Source organism: Thalassotalea sediminis (genome assembly GCF_030295915.1).
Classification (GTDB): Bacteria; Pseudomonadota; Gammaproteobacteria; order Enterobacterales; family Alteromonadaceae; genus Thalassotalea_C; species Thalassotalea_C sediminis.
Map to the genome: position 1 here is coordinate 849,942 of NZ_AP027361.1, position 15,900 is coordinate 865,841.

At 37.9% G+C, this 15,900-nt stretch carries 13 protein-coding genes; 2 read left to right on the forward strand and 11 right to left on the reverse strand.

What is annotated here, in order from left to right; translation table 11 throughout:
- Nucleotides 1–11: 11 nt before the first annotated feature.
- From QUE09_RS03860 to QUE09_RS03875, 4 genes are all read right to left on the reverse strand, one after another.
- Nucleotides 12–527, reverse strand: coding sequence for a hypothetical protein (locus QUE09_RS03860; RefSeq protein WP_286234894.1), 516 nt, complete (start codon nt 525–527; stop codon nt 12–14).
- 158 nt (nt 528–685) lie between these two features.
- Nucleotides 686–1,564 carry a LysR family transcriptional regulator gene (locus QUE09_RS03865; protein ID WP_286235877.1) on the reverse strand — a complete coding sequence of 293 codons (879 nt, stop codon included), beginning with the start codon at nt 1,562–1,564 and terminating at the stop codon, nt 686–688.
- Nucleotides 1,565–1,876: 312 nt separating this feature from the next.
- The gene (locus tag QUE09_RS03870; protein WP_286234895.1) at nt 1,877–2,536 is read right to left on the reverse strand and encodes an SdpI family protein; all 660 of its coding nucleotides are present in this window, start codon (nt 2,534–2,536) and stop codon (nt 1,877–1,879) included.
- 2 nt (nt 2,537–2,538) lie between these two features.
- Nucleotides 2,539–2,835 carry an autorepressor SdpR family transcription factor gene (locus QUE09_RS03875; RefSeq protein WP_286234896.1) on the reverse strand — a complete coding sequence of 99 codons (297 nt, stop codon included), beginning with the start codon at nt 2,833–2,835 and terminating at the stop codon, nt 2,539–2,541.
- A gap of 207 nt (nt 2,836–3,042) precedes the next feature.
- On the opposite strand from QUE09_RS03875, the gene QUE09_RS03880 reads away from it, so the two are divergent.
- Both QUE09_RS03880 and QUE09_RS03885 read left to right on the forward strand, forming a co-directional pair.
- Nucleotides 3,043–3,918 (forward strand): ABC transporter ATP-binding protein, encoded by an 876-nt coding sequence (locus QUE09_RS03880; RefSeq protein ID WP_286234897.1) that lies wholly within the window; start codon nt 3,043–3,045, stop codon nt 3,916–3,918.
- A 10-nt stretch (nt 3,919–3,928) separates the two neighbouring features.
- A complete protein-coding gene (locus QUE09_RS03885; RefSeq protein ID WP_286234898.1) occupies nt 3,929–7,504 on the forward strand; it encodes a M1 family aminopeptidase in 3,576 nt (1,191 codons plus the stop codon).
- Nucleotides 7,505–7,649: 145 nt separating this feature from the next.
- Here the strand turns inward: QUE09_RS03885 and QUE09_RS03890 are convergent, their stop codons facing one another.
- The 7 genes from QUE09_RS03890 to QUE09_RS03920 all read right to left on the reverse strand — a co-directional run bounded on the left by QUE09_RS03890 (nt 7,650) and on the right by QUE09_RS03920 (nt 15,647).
- The gene (locus QUE09_RS03890) at nt 7,650–8,843 is read right to left on the reverse strand and encodes an acetyltransferase domain-containing protein (RefSeq protein ID WP_286234899.1); all 1,194 of its coding nucleotides are present in this window, start codon (nt 8,841–8,843) and stop codon (nt 7,650–7,652) included.
- Between the two features lie 76 nt (nt 8,844–8,919).
- Entirely contained in the window at nt 8,920–11,040 is a 2,121-nt protein-coding gene (locus QUE09_RS03895) for a TonB-dependent siderophore receptor (protein ID WP_286234900.1), read from the reverse strand.
- A gap of 612 nt (nt 11,041–11,652) precedes the next feature.
- On the reverse strand, nt 11,653–12,255 hold the full coding sequence (locus QUE09_RS03900; RefSeq protein ID WP_286234901.1) for a response regulator transcription factor: 603 nt from the start codon (nt 12,253–12,255) through the stop codon (nt 11,653–11,655).
- Entirely contained in the window at nt 12,256–13,353 is a 1,098-nt protein-coding gene (locus QUE09_RS03905; RefSeq protein WP_286234902.1) for a sensor histidine kinase, read from the reverse strand.
- 34 nt (nt 13,354–13,387) lie between these two features.
- On the reverse strand, nt 13,388–13,960 hold the full coding sequence (locus QUE09_RS03910; protein ID WP_286234903.1) for a DUF7010 family protein: 573 nt from the start codon (nt 13,958–13,960) through the stop codon (nt 13,388–13,390).
- 71 nt (nt 13,961–14,031) lie between these two features.
- Nucleotides 14,032–14,712, reverse strand: coding sequence for a tetratricopeptide repeat protein (locus QUE09_RS03915; protein WP_286234905.1), 681 nt, complete (start codon nt 14,710–14,712; stop codon nt 14,032–14,034).
- Between the two features lie 341 nt (nt 14,713–15,053).
- Nucleotides 15,054–15,647 (reverse strand): hypothetical protein, encoded by a 594-nt coding sequence (locus QUE09_RS03920; protein WP_286234906.1) that lies wholly within the window; start codon nt 15,645–15,647, stop codon nt 15,054–15,056.
- Between the last annotated feature and the right edge of the window lie 253 nt (nt 15,648–15,900).

Genomic DNA, 15,900 nt, shown 5'->3' on the forward strand with positions numbered 1-15,900 from the left:
TTACTTACTCCTTATTCTGTTACTTCTAAAGTTTCACTACCTAATGTTCTGGCGTGCATGGTTGATTTAAAATAGGCTAAGTTGTCTTTAATTACTCGGCTGTCTGAAAGCAGTAAGGCACTGGTAAAGTCATCTAATGCGCCAAAGTTATTGTTTTGTAAGTAACGAACAATACCGCGGTTACTTAATGCTAATGCTTTGATGAACTTACCTTCACGACTTCTTGCTGCATGAGTATCAATGTTATTAATAGCCTTTGAGCAAGCTTCTTCCGCCTGATCGAACTTATATCGTTTTAAATTCGCTGCACATAACCCCATATCAATTTCAAAGTGATGAGATGACTTTTGAGCATGTTTAAGTTTATTAAGCCCTGATGTGTAGTTGCCATTAACAAGTTCACTTGAACCTGCGGTATTTTTTATTACCGCAACTTTGAACTTGCTTAAAGGTTCGTCGGCAAGCGTTACCGTAGATAACATGCTTGCCAGTACTAAAGACACTAATTTGGGTGGCGTTGATTTCATGGTTAATCCTCTAGGTTGTTTAATAATTAGTGTTAAACGACAATTGAATGCCGTTCACAATTAAACAATAAGAGACCACTCCTTAACTGACAAACGATAAAAATGCAGTCATTAGCTGAATTAAATTCACTTGTACGCGGTTAAGCTCGAATCTTTACTCAGGCGTCGGCAACAAAGTTGCGCTCTACCCACTTGGCAAATGTATCCATTGCGCTTCCTTTTTCGATATTTTCGTGCTGAATTAGGTAATACTTATCTTTTGTAACTAACTCTTGTTCAAAAAGCTTTATCAGCAGCTTTTCACTAAACCATGTTCTACTCATAGGCAATGGTACTAATGCGATACCCATGCCTTGTTGAGCCGCCCGAGCAACACCAAACATACTGTCAAACTGAATAATTTGCTTAGGATCAAAGTCAGTTATGTTCATTTTATCGGCCCACTGATGCCAAGACCAAGGGCGAGACTGGTGTAAAATTAGTGGCACATGTTTGAGTGCATCGAGTCCTTTATTTACCCATTGTTTATATAACTTTTTGTTACATGCAGGGGCGTATCGAATAGGAAATAGTTCATGAACAATACTGGCATTGGGTATGCCATTAGCGAGTACAATTGATAAATCAGCGTTGATACTTGATGGAGAATTCGCTTTTACTGTTTCTAGTTGTAAGTCGATATTTGGGTATTTTTCCGTCCAATCACTGAGTTTTGGTACAAAGAGCTCACTGGCAAAAAACTCAGGCATTGAAATAGTAATAGTTTGGTTTTGTTGGTTATGGGTAAAGTTCGCTATTGTTGACTCTAATTCTGACACTAAAGGTTGAACAGCATTGTAAAACTGCTTACCTGCACTGGTTAAAGCAATTGCGCGTGTTTGACGTTGAAACAACTCAAAACCTAACTGTTCTTCAAGTTGTTTAATTTGATGACTCACGGCTGAGGGCGTCAAAAATAGCTGAGAAGCCGCATGTTTAAAGCTCAAACATTTAGCTGCTATACAAAAAGATCTTAAACCGCGAATTGGGGTTTGAATTGCCATAAATACCTTATTCTTATTAATCCAAGTGAAGTGTTAGCAAGTGTTAAACCAACATATACAGCCTTGTTTATTAAAGACATTTTTTGGGTTTTAAAAAATATTGCCTATTGTTGTAACATGAGGCGCACTGTTTTGGTGCGAACTAGATAAAAAAAAAGCGCTGTAGAAACAGCGCTAGGACATTAAACATAAAGCGTCAAATGCAAGAAATCTGGGGAGATTTCAAAAGCAATTGCAGCATAGCGAGATGAATATCTGATGACAATTGAAATAAATTATCATGATGAATGAAGAAAATTCATTTGTTTACTCTTCACTTACGTTACTTTCGTTTTTTTTCCATAGCCACCAAGAGTATATGCTAGGAGCAATCGCTGAAGGTAAAACTAACCCCACAATTAAAAACGTTAAGTGTTCAGTACGGATTATCCAGCATGCAGTGCCCACAATAAAACCTGTAATCATAAATAATCTTCCTGATAATCTATGGGTTTTACGCCAATTCTCATCATTTTGCAGTGCCCAAGGAGTCCGGATACCAATAAAATAGTTACTTTTCGTTTTGCTTAAAAAGTTACCTATTATCATTAAGCTAATGCCAACCATAAAGACGACAAGTAATTGCATGTTTATTTCTGCACCACAAATTATTGCGATATATCCTAACTCCAATGTGCCTAACAAAAGTGAGATGGCGAAGGTTATCGAATAAACAGCTTTTTTTGATTGGCTTAAATTTTCTTTTCTTGGTTCAAAAAATCGCAACAGAAAAATAACTGCAATTAACGCGATTGTCACTGCCGGCGGAAATAACAATGCAGTGTGCGCATTAGCATATTTGTCAACGACGCCGGCACTATTCCAATGAATCGGCAACTGCAAATCTGCAGGTACTTGTGAGATCATGATTAGAGCGGCCAACAGGATAGTTATTGCGATGACCATTGTTAGTTTAAACATGTTCATTGTTATTTCTCCTTTACTTTAGCTGTATCATTTTCTTGTTGGTCTTTGCCAAATAGAGAAAGCAATCCGGCCATTAAATCTTCAACAACGCTAGTATTCAACGAATAATAAATCGTTGTCCCTTGCCGCACGGTTGTTACTAAATCTGCAGCTTTCAATACATTAAAATGTCCTGATAGTGTCGATTTTGCGACATTTATCTCATTTGAAATTTCACCTGCAGTAAGGTTTTTTTCTTTGAGCAGTGCGAGTATTTTTCGCCTGACGGGACTCGATAACGCTTGAAATGCATCAGACATATTATCTCCTTTTAAGTCGTTATTTCGTGATTTTACGAAATAGGCGAGAATTAAAGTGCGTTGAGGTGCTATAGAATTGCTAACTTAATAATAAATTTAGGAATTTATATTTTGTTACTTTGATTGTAATAAAATTGTTAATGATTAGACTAAACATGTGTACCTGCATAACAGCGAATAAAAATAAATCACATAGGATGAGAAAATATGCTAGAAATCAAAGGTTTGTCAAAAACATATGATAATGGTGTACATGCACTGAACAATGTAAACCTATCAATTCCAAAAGGAATGTTTGGTTTACTTGGGCCAAATGGCGCAGGAAAATCTTCATTGATGCGCACAATATCAACGTTACAGGAAGCTGATGAAGGCTCGATCACCTTTGATGGTATTGACGTGTTTGCCGATCCTCAACAATTACGACAACGGTTAGGGTATTTACCACAAGACTTTGGTGTATATCCTAGGATCAGTGCTTACGACTTATTAGATCACATGGCAATCTTAAAAGGTATTAGCCAAAAGGGTGAGCGTAAAGAAGCGGTAGAAGGCTTACTAGCGCAAACAAATTTATTTCAACATCGAAAAAAAGCTGTGAGTGGTTTCTCTGGTGGTATGCGTCAGCGATTTGGTATTGCGCAAGCATTATTAGGCGATCCTGATTTATTAGTTGTTGATGAACCGACAGCGGGTCTTGATCCAGAAGAACGTAATCGATTTCACAATCTACTGGTTAGCTTAGGGGAAGAAAAAGTCATTATTTTATCTACGCACATCGTTGAAGATGTCTCTGAGCTTTGTCCGAATATGGCAGTGTTAGCTTCTGGTCAAATATTACTTGAAGGTAATCCTATATTACTGACGGATAAACTGGGCGGCCAAATTTGGCGTAAAACAGTAACGCAACAAGAAGCTGAAGAAATAGAACAAAATATGCCTGTTATTTCAAAACGATTATTTGCGGGTAAAACGATTATTCATGTTATGGCTGAACAAGCACCAGAAGGTTTTGAAGCAGCACCAGCAAACTTAGAAGATGTCTACTTCTCGACATTACACGCTCATCGTAATGCGGCTTAAGGGGTAAGTTATGTTTGCAAAAATGTTTTTATTTGAATGGCGATACTATACTCGTCAACCTTCTTTTATTGTTACAAGTGCGATCTTTTTCTTACTGACATTCTTCGCAACTGTTAGCGATAATGTGCAAATTGGTGGTGGCGGTAACGTTCTATACAATGGGCCATACTCTATTGCGCAAACCCTAGTTATCATGGGGATATTCGCCATGTTTTTGGTGGTTAATTATGTTGCAAGTACTGCAACCAGAAATGACACTACTAAAATGGCTGAGATCCTTTATAGCAAGCCAATTAATCCAATTAGCTATCAACTAGGTCGTTTCTTTGGATCTTTTGCTATGGTTGCAACAGTGTTTGCTTTTGTGCCATTAGGGATACTTTTAGGAACGGTTATTGGAGGTTTAGCAGGCTGGGTGGATGCAGAGCGATTAGGCGCCACTAATCTTACTTATTATTTTACCGCGTATTTTTATTTAGCCTTGCCAACCTTACTGGTTTTATCTTGCATGTTTTACGCAGTCGCTATTCGTTTTCGTAGTATGATGGCTGTCTATTTAATTGCCGTAGGCTTCTTTATTGCCTATACCGTTGCAGGACAACTATTTTCAGACCCTGAATATCGTACGATTGTTGCACTGGCAGACCCTTTTGGTGTCAATACCTTTGGCGAAGTAACGCGCTATTGGACCATGCACGACAAAAATAATACGGCCGTTGAGTTAACCGGTGTTTTGCTTGAAAACCGCATAATCTGGCTAATTGCAAGTGTTGTAATTATGGCAGTTTTTGGTGGATTTACCCGTAAAGTGTCACTCACACAACCAAAAGCGAATAAGAAAGAGAAGCAAAAAGTTGAAGAAAACTCTGATTCAGCACTCGCTAATCGTGTTGACTATAAAAGCCAAGGTATTACAACTGGGGCTCATTTATGGTTACGGATTAAATTTGAAATAAAACAAGTGATATTCAGTGCACCATTTTTAGTACTTGGCGCCTTTACCGTATTTGCTTTAGTTGCTCCGCTTATTGATCCTCGGGCAATGTTTGGCACACCAAACTGGCCAATCACACAATCAATGATTCAATTAATTTCGGGATCAACCGGATTATTAATGCTGATTGTCTTAACATATTACAGTGCTGAAATTGTATGGCGTGAGCGTAATTCAGGCATGGGTGATATTGTTGATTCAATGCCAGTAAATAACATCACATTTTGGTTATCGAAAATTATTGCCATCAGTTTAGTGCTAGCGTTGTTATATGTTTTTGGTATTTCAGTTACCGTGCTCAACCAAATAATCAGAGGGTATGATAATTTTGAATTTTCACAATATTTCATTCGACTAGGTTATGTGAATCTAGTGCCGTTAATAATGACTGCGGTATTAGCTTTCTTTTTACAAGTACTTAGCCCGAATAAATATATTGGGATGCTATTGTTTGTGCTGTATATCATTTCTACGTTGGTAATAAGTAGCTTTGGTTTCAGTCATAATATGTTTCAGTTCTCTGGATCACCGCAAGTTTTTTATTCAGACATAAATACTTATGGCCATTTTTTAACAGCCCATTCTTGGTACATGCTTTATTGGTTAGGTGCAACAATTATCTTAGCCGCGTTAACGTATGCATTATGGCACAGAGGACCTGCTCAACCGCTAAAAACGCGATTTAGCAAAGTGGGTTATTACTTAGGTAGTAAAGGTAAAGTAGCAATAGGCCTTGGTTTAGCGATATTTGTTGCTTCAGGTGCTTATATTCACTACAACACGCGTGTCTTGAATGAATATGTGATCCAAGAAGATCGTCATGATCTTCAAGCAGAATATGAAAAACAGTATGTTGCTCATAAAGATGACGAATTACCAATGATCACTAAAACGCATGCAAAAGTTGATATTTATCCTGCTAAGCGTCGAATTGAAGCCGTTGCTGAAATTACCGTTAAAAACACCACAGATACAAACATTGAGCGCTTTCTTGTGTCTAAACCACGATTTTCAAAAAAATGGGATGTGGTAATAGCTGGAGGCAAATTGAAAGATGTTGATGCTAAATTTGATACTGCATGGTTTGAATTTGATAAACCATTAGCGCCAGGTGAAAGCAGAACAGGGCAATTAATTGCGCATCGTTCACATCAAGGTTTCTCTGATGGTAATAATGACTTTATGCTTGTTGAAAATGGAACGTTTATTAATAATTTCGAGCTATTTCCCGCATTTGGTTATCGCCAAGATTGGCAATTAGTAGATCGCCATGAACGTAGAAAGCGCGAACTTGATCCAATTGAACGTGCAAATAAGTTAGAAGATAGTCGTTACTATAATGAAAGCTTTTTTGGCAAAGGCGTTGGCTTTATCGACTTTGAAGCGACAATTACGACAAGTGAAGATCAATTCGCTATCGCGCCGGGATATGTGCAAAGTGAAAAAGTCGAAGATGGCCGTCGAACGTATCATTATAAAATGAATGCGCCAATGGTGAACTTTTACTCGATAATGTCTGCCAAACTTGAAGCTAAAAAAGAGCAGTATAAAGGCATTGATATCGAAATTTACTATCATAAAGACCATCATATGAATGTTGATCGCATGATCGAATCAGTAAAAGATTCAATTGATTACTTCACGCAAGAGTTTGGTCCTTATCAGCACCAGCAAATGCGTATAATTGAATTTCCAGGTTATCGGTCATTTGCGCAAAGCTTTGCGAATACGGTGCCGTATTCAGAGCGAATTGGTTTTATTACCGATCTACGCGATCCTGAAAATATAGACCCAGTGTATTACGTTACTGCTCATGAAGTTGCTCACCAATGGTGGGGACATCAAGTAGGCGCCGCTAATGTTCAAGGCAGTGCTATTATTTCTGAATCATTATCGCAGTACGCTGCATTAATGGTGATGGAGAAGAAATATGGCCCAGAGAAGATTCGTAAATTCTTAAAGTATGAATTAGATCGATACCTGCGTGGCAGAAGCGTTGAAGCGATTGAAGAAATGCCGTTGTTCCGTAGTGAAAATCAACAGTATATTCACTATCGCAAAGGATCTGTTGTGATGATGGCATTGAAAGATAGATTAGGTGAAGAAAAATTAAATAAAGCACTGGCTGATTTTCTAACTGAATTTAAATATCAGAGCACACCATATCCTACAACGCTTGATTTAATGGCGTACATTAAACAAGATGCTGATGAACAAGAAAAACAGTTTATCAGTAGCTTATTCGAACATATCACGCTTTATGATCTTAAAACGACAAACGTTGAAGTTACTGATCGTGACGATGGAAAGTTTGATGTAACTATTACGGTTGATGCAGCAATGCTAACAGCTGATGGTCAAGGTATAGAGACTGAAAAAGAGTTCTCAGACATGATTGATATTGGTTTATTTAGCGCAGATCCCGAAGATCTTTCTGCAGAAGAGCTGGTGCAATATCTAGAAAAACATGAAATTAAATCTGGTGAGAATGTGATTAAATTGACTGTTGATGAAAAACCTAAGTATGTTGGCGTTGACCCATTTGTTCGATTAATTGACCGAGACAGTGCGGATAATATTTATCGTTTGTAAGTGTTATGTCATCTTGAAATAGATTGACAGTATGTAAAAGCCACCGATAATCGGTGGCTTTTCTTTTCGTAATGATGGCTCTTAAATTAGGAAGTTATAACGCTCGATAAAAACGTAATAACACATTTGAAAAGGAGCATATTCATTAAAGGTATTTTGTCCATGCTGCATTACTTTTTCTTTTAAAGACTCCAAACTTCTTCGTTGGCCAATAAAGTAGTATCGCTAGAAATGCGGCAATGCACCAAATTTGCCAAATAGAATCTACTCCCCAGTACTCACCTTTATTGGTGCCAAACATTGATACTAATACTCGATATGACACTAATAACACATATAAATGGAGGATATAAAAAAACATTGGTGCGCCACCAAAGTACGCTATAGCGTTCGTTATGCTGTTATTCGCCTGCTCTAAAGTGGCAAGTAGTAATAATGCAATCCCCAAGGTAAACAGTAGAAAATCTAGAGAAGGAGGATACTTAGTGTAGTTAATAAAAGATTTTAAAGATTCAAGCCAATTAACACCAGAAACCCAAGGTAGCGTTTCTCCATATATATTAAACCCTCTTAATACCAGTAGCAGTAAAATACAGCTAATTCCGCAAAGTATTAAGGTAGATGTTCTTTTTTGAGCGTTAATATGGGAAGAAAATATTGGTGCAATAAAGTAACCCAGTAAGATTACGCCAATCCAAGGTAATACGGGGTATGACGCTTTTACTTTGAAGGACTCGCCAGTAAAGATAAAACCTCTATCATGCAAAATAGTCCAAAGTGTATAACCAAGTTCGTTTGGCTGAAAGTGAATAAATGCTAACGCGTTGTGCCCAAATACAATAATAAAGCCCAAGCAACCAATTAACCAATGAGGTAGCTTAGTAACTATGGCAAGGGCAACCATACTTAAGCCAATAGCCCACATTACTTGCAAATAAAGTGCGTTGTAGTCGCCAAACCAAGAAAAGTTAATTAAGGTTATTTCGACAAAAATTATAAATAACCCGCGTTTAAGTAAAAAGCTTTGGGCTGAACGTTGATTGCCATTACTTGGGTGGGCGTAAAGCCATGCAGATAATCCCGTTAAAAATACAAATACGGGGGCACAAAAATGCGCACTGATCCGGGTAAAAAACAAACTTGTGTCTGTTTCATCGAGGATCATTGGATCGGCAACATTGTGATGATAAAAAAATCGTTCGCGTACGTGATCGACTAACATGAGCAACATGACTAACCCTCGCAAAATATCGATCGATACGAGGCGCTTTTTAATAGCATTAGGTGTTGATTTTAATGACTCTTGGTAGGGTGAATCAATGTGAGTATTTGATGTCATATGATTATCGTAAGTTTGAATTATTGGTTGGCTATTGCATGAAATTAACTACACGCAATAGCGTAATTTAAGTTGATTAAAATTGGTATTTTACTGTCATGTTATAGTTGACTGGCGAACCAGGCATTGTCCATAGTTTATGGTATGAGTTTTCAAAATAGTGTTTATCAAATAAATTATTAACATCAAACTTCACACTAATTTGTTTGCTTAGATCTATAGCGGCAGAAAGGTTAACTAAAGAATACGACGGTAAGATATAATCTGCGTCAGTCGTTTCACCCAAACGATCTCCTACATAGTTTACAGAAGCCCCCAAGTATGTGTCTTTACCCATTATTTCGGTGAAATGTTTGAGTGCTAGGTGACCTCTGTGTTTTGCTATATTAATGAGCCTAGAACCTTTAGGAATAGGAACGCCCCAATCTGAATTGATAACATCATTTGCCGTTTTAGCGTCAGTATAAGCATAGGCTAACTCAACCACGGTATTGTCAGTAAGGTGTGTCGTTAATTGAAAATCAACGCCCTGACTTTCAACTTCTCCTAATGTGGCAGATAGTCCTGTATCTGGCTCTGCAGTTAACATATTGGTTTTTTCTGCATCGTATATTGCAATACTCCCTGAAAATCTATTTGCAATATTTTGCCACTTAGCGCCAATTTCAAAGGAACTGGTTTCTTCTGGATCAAAGGCGTTTCTGTCTGCATCGAGCCCCGGATTTGGTCTAAAACCTTCCGCATAGCTTGTATATAAATTTATAGTGTCATTAAGTTCATAAACCAAGCCTACACGCGGTGTAACTTCTGTTTGCTCTTTGTGTTGTGAATCATTGCTAAGCTTATTTAAAATGTCCTGCTTAAATTTATCGACCCTAAAGCCAACGAGTAATTTTGAACTTTCGGTTAATTCAATCAGGTCCTGTGCGTACAACCCCAAACCTTCTTGTTGTTCTGCGGTTTGTGTTTTCGGTGATGCGATAGGTCTAACTTGCGTGTAATCAGGCATATTGGGATCGATGCTGTATGTTGTATCGTCTGTCCCCCAAGCTGTGCGCCAAACCTTGTAGTCAGTATTTAAATCATAGTTAAAATAGTCTAAGCCGACTAACAAATTATGTTTAATATCGCCGAATATAAGTTCGCCGCTTAATTCAATACGCGCCGATAAATCTTCTGCTTGATAATCACGCTCTCTGCGCTGTCTTGATAGTGTGTCGGGATCGGTATAAACCAGCTGACGACCGCTAGAAAGTTCAGTGTCAGAAGATATACCTTTAAATGATGAATCTCTATATGCAAGGCCTGCTAGCATATGCCAGTCATTGTTGATCGTGTGATTTAACAACAATTGATGGCCTAGTGCTTCAACTTCGTGAGCGCCATCGCGAATATCACCATAAAAATCCTCAGGGTTGGTGGCGTTAAAATCATTATTTAAGACATAAACGCCACGATCTAATGGCTTTTTCTGATCAAGCACTTCCATTTCGTAACTTAGACTCGTGGTATTAGAGATGTTCCATAGTACAGAAGGACTTAAATGTAAACTTTCAAGGTAAACATGATCGCGATAAGTGTCAGAGTCTTCATACGAACCATTTAAACGATAAGCGGCAACATTATTTAGTGCATTCGTGTAGTCAAATTCAACTTGTTTCTTACTGTAATTGCCTAGTGTTCCTTGAATAAAACCTTGCTCATCAAATTGCGGTTTTTTGGTAATAATGTTGATTGTACCGCCAGGCTCACCTTGGCCATATAATGCTGAACCTGGGCCTTTCATCACTTCAATCGTTTCAATATTTGCTGTACTTCTATTACCGTTATACCCGCGTGAGTTGAAACCATTTACTAAATAACCTGTAGGATTGTTTTCATCACCGGAAAAGCCGCGAATAGCAAAGCTATCAAACATACCGCCAGAGTTGTTTTGCCTTACTATACTTGGCGAAAAATCCAGTGCATCAATAAATCGAGTAATATTTTCGTTTTCAATGGTATCTGCGTCGATTCTATCAACTGCTTGGGGTGTTTCGATTAATGGAACGTTACCGCGATATGCTTGCCAGTGTCCTTGTACTTCAATTTTCTCTAAATTTTGTTCGGTAGCTGTCGCTGTAAATGATGAAAGCGATAAAACAGAAGCGATGGAAGTTGCTAATACAGATAATTTAATTTGCGTGGTGCGAGTCATTATTTGTCTACTTTTTAAAGAGTTAAGTTACTGTATTCTGTATTGGTAGTGAAATATGCCTATTAAATATTTCAGTGTTAACCAATCAGGTAAGATTTATAAAGGTTGGCAATGTTATAACATCACAATTTATTTTCAAGTTTAATTTTGTCTGTTTATACAATAAACATTTGTGGTTAACTTGAGATATGCTTCTTAAGGTGGGATAAAAGCGGCTTTACTTTTGTCGGTTAAATTTTAATTTACTGTTTTCAAAAAAGTATTTTAAAGGGTGATTAGTGCTAAAGAGAGTTTAGTAAACAGTTACTTTTAGCGTTTAAAGGTTGTTGCTATTATGAGAGATTGGCAGTTTCTACGTGATATGCCTAATAAAGGTTACAGTGCTGACTAGTTAGCTTATGTAACTGCCTGTAGATATACGCTAGGAGTGGCAATATTTGGAAAAGCTAATAGTCTCAAACAATATTAACTCATTAAATGAGCACACAATTGAAAAATAAAATCTAGCATTAAATATTTACGTTATACAGTTAGCACAACTCAAATCTACCAATCTACGTTGTAGAAGAAGTAGATGCGATTAACAAGGCATTGTCTAGAAATCAGCAGGTGTCACAACCACCCCTTTTGACGAGCAATACGTGCGGCATCGACACGATTAGTGGCATTGAGCTTTGCGATAGCCTCAGATAAGTAATTACGAATAGTGCCTTGAGATAAAAAGAGTTGCTCCGCTATTTCTGCCGTTTTAAGACCATCACTGGCAAGTTTTAACGCTTTACGTTCCTTTTCAGACAAAGGGTCGTTGTCATCAAGCGCAGATAAAGCAAGTTCAGCGCTGAATACTTTCGTTCCTTGGCTTACATTTCTTATTGCCGCAACCAGTTCATCTGAATCTGCTTCTTTTAAAATAAACCCCATGACCCCAGATTTTAGCGCACGCTTTATGTACCCTGAGCGAGAGAACGTGGTCATAATAACTGTTTTAACCGAAGGATTTACATCGACTAACTTTTCAGCCAGTTCAATGCCTGTCATTATTGGCATTTCGATATCGGTCAATACAATATCAACAGCATGCGTTTCAATAAGTGACATTGCTTCTTGGCCATTTGCGGCTTCTGCAATTACCTCTATATCATCTTCTAAGCTTAGCAATGCTGAAATTGCGCCTCGCACTAGCGCTTGATCTTCCGCGATTAATACCTTGATCATCTATTCTTTTCCTAAAGTGATTCGTGCACAAAAACCGTCTTGTGTGTTGATGGTAAACTCAGCATTTATCAGTTGGCACCGTTCTTTTATACCTGTTAAACCATTACCCCAATTGGGCGCCAAAACCTGTCCATTATCTTTTATAGTAAGTGCTAAAACTTGATCATCAACACATGTAGTTTGAATATCAATTAGCACCTGATCACCGGAACTATGTTTAAGAATATTGGTCACTAATTCGGTACAAATAAATATCAACGGCAATTCAAGATGAGGTGGTAAACTCGTTAAATCAATGTTTTTTTTCACCGTGATATTGTGACTTTCCAATTCAGAAACCAGTTTTTCTATCTGTTTTGGCAAATTGTATTGTTTTATGCCTGATACAGCTTCTCTAACTTGCGCCAATATTTCACGGGACAATGAAGCAACTTCGTGAATTTCAGTAGCAGCTTTTTCATGATGGTTTTTACTGATCAACTTCTCAGCTAAATTGGCTTTAAGTGCTATTGATGAAAGTGAATGTCCCACTAAATCATGTAAATCACGCGCAATACGTTCACGTTCGGCAATTGCGGCAAAATGCTCTACTTTTTGCTGGCTAATGTTTTCTTTTTGCTTATGTAGGCGATCTTTACGCTCAGCTTGACCAAAAAAGAATAGGCCAATTGAAACAATAAGTGCTGGTGCTAAGAAAAAGGCATCGCGATATGAAAAAAGCTCTGCGGAAAGAACAATAGCGAGCAAAATTCCGGTAAGACCTTGAATCCCTTTATTGAAACGAAAATTAAAACCACAAAAATAGGCGGCATAACCAAATAAAGCTTGAGTGCCCGGTGTAATATAAGTACCTAAAACGCATAAAAAGATAATCCCCAAAGTTGGCAGTAATACCTTTTCTCCCTTAGCAAAAATAGCTTTTTTATAGAGTGCTAAGAATGCCAAATAAATGCCGAAAACACCGACTAAGCGTGGCCCTATGAAAACAGACAAATTAAATATAAGGGGTAAGAAATAAAAAATGGAAAAGGCGAGTGGCCCCCAAAGCCAATATGGGTTGCGTTTATCCGCCAATGCTTGGTTAAAGTTATCTGACACAATATTCTCCCTTTTCCATAAAGTACCGATTTCTTTATGTTTTTGCTACTTGTATCGTAAGTAATTGGTGTACTTTTTTATGCCTAAGGTAAAGCTGCGTGATACTGATACCGTAAACAAAAACAATGATAAAAGGGATGGTTGTAAAGCGGATTTCAGGCCACATAAACCATGCAATAACAATGAGGATGGTGCGAAGTAAAGTGTGCAGAACGCCAACATTATGGCCAATAATCCAAGTAATTGGTAACCACATTAGACCTGAGATAATCCCGATGCTTAAAGGCAACGATGAATAATTTTCTAAACCAAAAGGAATGGCAATTGAAAAGCCACAAAGAGACATTGCAACCGTATAAAGGAATAATTTATCAAATGGGTTCATATCAGTGCTTTTAGCCAATAATTTCTCACCCGTAAATTTTGACAAAAACAGCGCCAAATAGAAAATGGATCCTGTACCTATATAAAGAGGCAGTACCATTTGCTCTGACGGCAAGTAGAAACTTAACACCCCTAATAAAAACCATACTATCGCACCTGAAAGCGGCATAGTTATCAGCTTCTTTTGTTTAAATTCTTCTCGATATTGCTCTAATGTTTTCATTGTAATAAACCCTTGAGTGAGTGTAATTATATCTAGGTTTTTAGCCCACAGCCTATGTGGGCTAAAAGGCATTACTGATTTTGTTCGATTAAAAATTGCGGCCAGCTGTAATTAGGCGAAATCTCAGTCGCCTGTCGCCAATCGGCTATCGCATTTGCCGTTTCGGATATATCAAGCTGCGATAAACCACGCCACACGTAAGCTTCTGCATGACCCCATTTTGTGTCTACCGCATTATCAAACTGGAACAACTCAATGGCTTTATCCAAAGATTTTATTGCTGCTTTTTTACTGCCTCCAAACATCGCTGGTGTATTATATTCACTAATCGCTTTTATCAAATGTACTCGTGGGTTATTTGGCGCAAGTTCATAGGCATTCGATAAAGCTACTCCTGACTTTGGCCCGTAATAAGCGGCTTTTAATGGCGAAAAACTAATTTTGTAACCATAAACTTGTGCTAGCAATGCCCAGCTTTCGGCATCTTCAGGGTTTTGCTCTGTTAGCGTAACGAGCTGGTCAATTGCATTGTCGAGCGATGTATTTGCGGCTTCCGTTTTCGCGTTAGTACTTTGTATAATCGCCAAACGATAATAAGCAAGCGCTTTATCATAGTCAGTTGTTTGAGTGACCAACTGTTTTAATGTTGATAAATTCATCGTCATCGCAGCCTGTTCAATGGCATCAACAGATGCTTGGTCGGCTAAAACTGAGCTACTAAATAGCAATGTGAATAAGATTGAATGTTTCATAGTAACGGTCCTTAGTTGTATTGAGCTTTCGAGAGCCATTATCGAGGCGATATAACTTTTTGGTAATAGACGAATGTCATCAATTGGATATGACAAATGTCACAACTTGCATTAAAAGTTGAATGGAAGCATTTTTAAAAGGTTATGTGGAATTGTGAGCAATGGCTGATAATAATTTGCTCATGCATTGCCCAATGCATCGGATAAGGATAAAGGCCGATAACGAAATACAATAATATACACGTGTCACCAATCCGTTTTTAATTTAACTTTGTTAAAAGCTTTATTAAACCTGATATGTTTTCTAAAGCTTTAGCTTGGTTATCATTAGGTTTTTCTTCTTAGTCTTTATATCCCCAAGGAGTTGCTGGCGGAGTGATTGGCTTGGTTAAATCAAAATCAACACGAAACTCTCGACCTTGGCGGATTAAGCGATAAGTAAATTTTTCAGGGTAAATATACATCTGCCATGTATTACCCATTGACTGAGGGATACCTTGGCTTACAAATAGTTCTTTTGAATACTGATCAGCAGGAAAAGACTGCACATTTTCAAAACCCGCATCAATAGTATGACCGCCGTACATAGTCGACACATCATTAGTACCGTCTTTATGACGATGGTCATGCTTTAAACTTAATCCACTGCCTGTTTTAGTAATAATCCAAGTACGAGATGCATCCTTTCCTACATGAAATGGCACTTGTAGCTCTCGTTCGCTACATCGGCGCACATGCATAACGAGCTTTTTATCAGCAAATGAGCTCGGCCCTTTGGCATTGTCAACCGTTACAGTGCCTTCATACGCTTTACCGCAGTGGGCAGCAATATTGTCAAAAAAGCCATCATGGCTCGGAATAGATACTAATGGTGCAGGACGTGTTATTGCTGAAGTGGATGCTAATAAAAAAGCCACTGTTGTTAAGAATTCCATAGTAAGTCCCAAAAAAGATAAAGTTGCAGCTTACCCTGTTATGAAAAACAAAGGAAGTAACTGAGTAAAGTGGTGATTTTTTAAGATGACTAAGTTGCGAATATTCACAAAATCATTTGGTATGACACGCTCCACTAACGTATATAGGCAGAATAGATGCGTAGGGCAGTTTATCTTTGATAAATAAAAAGGCCTCAATATTTATCTCTGATAATTAGATACAAAAAAGCCCAGCGAATGCTGGGCTTATCTG

Coding starts and splice junctions, on each gene's coding strand:
- QUE09_RS03870 (WP_286234895.1), bottom strand. CDS start 2,536: ATGAACATGTTTAAACTAACAATGGTCATCGCAATAACTATCCTGTTG.
- QUE09_RS03885 (WP_286234898.1), top strand. CDS start 3,929: ATGTTTGCAAAAATGTTTTTATTTGAATGGCGATACTATACTCGTCAA.
- QUE09_RS03890 (WP_286234899.1), bottom strand. CDS start 8,843: ATGACATCAAATACTCACATTGATTCACCCTACCAAGAGTCATTAAAA.
- QUE09_RS03915 (WP_286234905.1), bottom strand. CDS start 14,712: ATGAAACATTCAATCTTATTCACATTGCTATTTAGTAGCTCAGTTTTA.
- QUE09_RS03895 (WP_286234900.1), bottom strand. CDS start 11,040: ATGACTCGCACCACGCAAATTAAATTATCTGTATTAGCAACTTCCATC.
- QUE09_RS03880 (WP_286234897.1), top strand. CDS start 3,043: ATGCTAGAAATCAAAGGTTTGTCAAAAACATATGATAATGGTGTACAT.
- QUE09_RS03910 (WP_286234903.1), bottom strand. CDS start 13,960: ATGAAAACATTAGAGCAATATCGAGAAGAATTTAAACAAAAGAAGCTG.
- QUE09_RS03875 (WP_286234896.1), bottom strand. CDS start 2,835: ATGTCTGATGCATTTCAAGCGTTATCGAGTCCCGTCAGGCGAAAAATA.
- QUE09_RS03920 (WP_286234906.1), bottom strand. CDS start 15,647: ATGGAATTCTTAACAACAGTGGCTTTTTTATTAGCATCCACTTCAGCA.
- QUE09_RS03900 (WP_286234901.1), bottom strand. CDS start 12,255: ATGATCAAGGTATTAATCGCGGAAGATCAAGCGCTAGTGCGAGGCGCA.
- QUE09_RS03860 (WP_286234894.1), bottom strand. CDS start 527: ATGAAATCAACGCCACCCAAATTAGTGTCTTTAGTACTGGCAAGCATG.